This window comes from Natronomonas sp. (assembly GCF_028274965.1).
Lineage (GTDB): Archaea > Halobacteriota > Halobacteria > Halobacteriales > Haloarculaceae > Natronomonas.
Genome location: NZ_JAQCNO010000063.1, coordinates 1 through 3,739 on the forward strand (window position 1 = coordinate 1; position 3,739 = coordinate 3,739).

The 3,739-nt window shown below is 68.5% G+C and carries 3 protein-coding genes; 2 read left to right on the forward strand and 1 reads right to left on the reverse strand.

Going from position 1 to position 3,739, the window contains the following annotated elements:
- Positions 1-387: DUF1540 domain-containing protein (locus tag Q0916_RS09855; protein WP_299237058.1), on the forward strand; the 387-nt coding region annotated here is incomplete at its 5' end.
- Positions 388-407: 20 nt separating this feature from the next.
- Here Q0916_RS09855 and thsA read toward each other — a convergent pair.
- A complete protein-coding gene (gene thsA, locus Q0916_RS09860) occupies positions 408-2,069 on the reverse strand; it encodes a thermosome subunit alpha (protein WP_349254526.1) in 1,662 nt (553 codons plus the stop codon).
- 562 nt (positions 2,070-2,631) lie between these two features.
- Here thsA and Q0916_RS09865 point away from each other — a divergent pair.
- A partial coding sequence (locus Q0916_RS09865) for an aminopeptidase (RefSeq protein WP_299237059.1) occupies positions 2,632-3,739 on the forward strand: 1,108 nt, incomplete at its 3' end.

Genomic DNA, 3,739 nt, shown 5'->3' on the forward strand with positions numbered 1-3,739 from the left:
CTGTACCGCCGCGAGCATTATCACGAACGGCGGTGCTGTACGGCGGGAGGGATTCGAATCAGGGAGCGAGAGGTGAGCGAGCGCAGCGAGCGAACGGGAGCGACCGTGGTTCGAATCCCTCCCGGCCCGCTGTACCGCCGCGAGCATTATCACGAGCGGCGGTGCTGTACGGCGGGAGAGATTCGAATCAGGGAGCGAGAGGTGAGCGAGCGCAGCGAGCGAACGGGAGCGACCGTGGTTCGAATCCCTCCCGGCCCGTACACCGAACCGCCGAGCGACGGCGAGGCGACTCTCGATGTGGTCCGAAAAGAAAATCTCGTTCGCGTGAGGGTCCGCGACGGACCGAAACGGCGGTCACAGCACGGTTCGAGGGGTCGGACGGAGTGAAGTTCGGTCGTTCCCGAAGCTTACATCGCGCCGCCCATTCCACCCATGCCGCCCATGCCGCCGCCCATGCCGCCGGGCGCGCCGCCGGGGCCGCCGGGGCCGCCCTCGTCGCCGCCGTCGTCGGTGCCGCCGCCCTTGAGGTCGCCGGCCGCGATGACGTCGTCGATGCGCAGGATCATGACGGCCGCCTCGGTGGCGGACTCGATGGCCTGGGTCTTGACGCGGAGCGGCTCCAGAACGCCCTCGTCCTCCATGTCGATCACGTCGCCGGTGTAAGCGTCGAGACCGGCGCCGAACTCGCCGGCGTCGTGCCGGGAGCGGAGGTCGACGAGCGAGTCGATGGGATCGAGGCCCGCGTTCTCGGCGAGCGTGCGCGGAATGACCTCCAGCGCGTCGGCGAACGCCTCGACGGCGAGCTGCTCGCGGCCGCCGACGGAGTCGGCGAAGTCGCGGAGCTGGAGGGCGAGCTCGGCCTCGGGCGCACCGCCGCCGGGCAGGACCTGCCCGTCAAGCAGCGTCGTGCGGACGACGCCGAGCGAGTCATCGATGGCGCGCTCGATCTCGTCGACGACGTGCTCGGTGCCGCCGCGCAGGATGAGCGTGACGGACTTGGCTTCCTCGACGTCCTCGACGAAGACGCGCTCGTCGCCGCCGACGTCCTTCTGGGCGACGGAGCCGGCAAAGCCGAGGTCGTCGCTTTCGATGTCCTCGAGGTTGGAGACGACGCGACCGCCCGTCGCGCGGGCGAGGCGATTGAGGTCCTCAGACTTGGCGCGGCGGACTGCCAGGATGCCCTCCTGAGCGAGGTAGTGCTGGGCCATGTCGTCGATGCCGTCGCCGACGAAGACGGCGTCGGCACCGATGTCGACGAGGTGGTCGACCATCTCGCGGAGCTGTTCCTCCTCCTGGTCGATGAACTGCTGGAGCTGATCGGGGTCGGTGACGTTGACCTCGGCGTCGATCTCCGTCTCCTGAATTTCGATGGCGCCGTCGAACAGCGCGACGTCGGCGTCCTCGACCGCGTAGGGCATGTTCTCGTCGACGCGCTCCTTGTCGACGATGACGCCCTCGACGAGCTCGGAGTTGTCGACGGGACCGCCGACGACCTTCTCGACGGAAACGTTCTCGATGTCGATTTCGTCCTCGTCGGCGACCGCGAGGACGGCGTCAACGACGAGGTCGGAGAGGAGGTCCTTCGCGTTCTCCGCGCCCTTGCCGGTCATCGCCGTCTGGGCGATCTCGACGAGGGTATCGCGGTCGTCCTCGGAGACCTCGATGGCGTCCTCCTCGAGGATCGCCTTTGCTTCCTCGGCGGCCTGGCGGTACCCCTGCGCGAGCGTGGTCGCGTGGATGTCTTGGTCGAGGAGCTCCTCGGCCTGGTCGAGGAGTTCGCCGGCGACGACGACGGCCGAGGTGGTTCCGTCACCGACCTCGTCCTCCTGTGTTTCGGACACCTCGACGATCATGTTCGCCGCCGGGTGGTCGATGTCCATCTCCTTGAGGATGGTGACGCCGTCGTTCGTGACGACGACGGACCCGCCCGAGTCGACGAGCATCTTGTCCATCCCTTTCGGGCCGAGCGTCGTCCGGACGGACTCCGCGACGGCCTTCCCGGCCGTGATGTTCATGTTCTGGGCGTCCTTTCCGGACGTTCGCTGCGACTCCTCGGAGAGTACGATCATGGGCTGATTGCCCATCCGCTGTCGCTGAGACATAATCATGCTTTGATTGATTGTGATTCTATATAAAGCCTTCGTTCGATCCGTGCGAAACCGCGGCACGGGGGTGCCGATATATCCCGTGTGGGGCTCGTTATCACGGGCCTTTTTACACAACGACGAGACGGTCCCTTACCCGACGCTCACCGGTGGGTGCGGCGATCGGAGCGGGATCCGTGCGGTCGGCGTGTGCCGTGAGCGGGCCGGAGGCCCGCGAGCCGAACCCGCGAGGGAATCGGTCACCCGGAGCAATGTGAAGGGCGACCGACGGGGTTGGGGAGGTGTGAGGGGCGGCCGCAGTGCGGGCCGGCCGGGGCTTTCGTGATGGCTTCAGCATCGTTCGCGCGGGAGCAAGCGGCCGGCGTTTTGGCGGCGTTCACCGCGCCGGCAACTGCGGAGGACCGAGCGCCCGGGGAGTTCGAAACGACCCCGTCGCCGCCGGCCGATCGCCGACCGACATCCGAGGCGCTCCAGCCACGACCACCGTGCCGGCACCGATTTACCGCTCGCCGCCGACGCGTCGGCCATGGACGAACGCGTGCGCGAACACGCCGCAGTGCTCGTCGACTGGAGCGCGCGGATCGAGGCCGGCGACGACGTCATCGTCGACGTCGCCGAGGACGCCCACGATCTGGGCGTCGCCGTCGTCGAGGCGCTCGGCGAGCGGGGCGCAACCGTCACGACGCTGTACGGCTCCGACGCGATCTCCCGAGCGTATTTAAAGGGTGCCGAGGCGCGAGTCGACGGCGACGACACGGTCCCCGCCTTCGACGGCGACCCGGCCGTGGACCGCGCGATGTTCGAGGCGGCCGACGTCTACCTCCGGCTTGGGGGCGGCCGCAACACCACCGCGACCGCGGACGTTTCCGCCGACACCCGACGGGCGTACGCAAATGCCCGAAAGGGGGTCCGTGAGGCCCGGCTGGACACCGACTGGGTATCCACGGTCCACCCGACCCGTTCGCTGGCCCAGCAGGCCGGGATGGCCTACGAGGAGCATCAGGAGTTCGTCTACGACGCGATCCTCCGCGACTGGGAGGTGCTCGCCGATGAGATGGCCCGGATGAAGGCCGTCCTCGACGAGGGCGAGACGGTCCGGATCGTCACCGAACGCGACGACGCCCCCGACACCGACGTGACGATGTCTATCGCGGGCCGGACCGCGGTCAACTCCGCCGCCTCCGTGGCGTACGACTCCCACAACCTCCCGAGCGGCGAGGTGTTCACCGCCCCGTACGACACGGCGGGCGAGGCGTTCTTCGACGTGCCGATGACGATCGATGCGACCCGCGTCCGGGACGTCCACCTCGTCTTTGAGGACGGCGCAGTCGTCGACTTCGCGGCGGGCGCGGGCGAGGACGCGCTTGCGGGCGTCCTCGACACCGACCCGGGCGCGCGCCGGCTCGGGGAACTCGGGATCGGGATGAACCGCGGGATCGACCGGTTCACCGACTCGATCCTCTTTGACGAGAAGATGGGCGACACGGTCCACCTCGCGGTCGGTCGCGCGTACGACGCCTGCCTTCCCGCGGGCGAATCGGGCAACGACAGCGCCGTCCACGTCGACATGATCAGCGACGTGAGCGAGGGCTCGCGGCTGGAGGTTGACGGGGAGGTCGTTCAGCGAAATGGGA

What these genes read in the sequence shown, in the direction of transcription:
- thsA (WP_349254526.1), bottom strand. Translation starts at nt 2,069, where the DNA reads ATGATCGTACTCTCCGAGGAGTCGCAGCGAACGTCCGGAAAGGACGCC.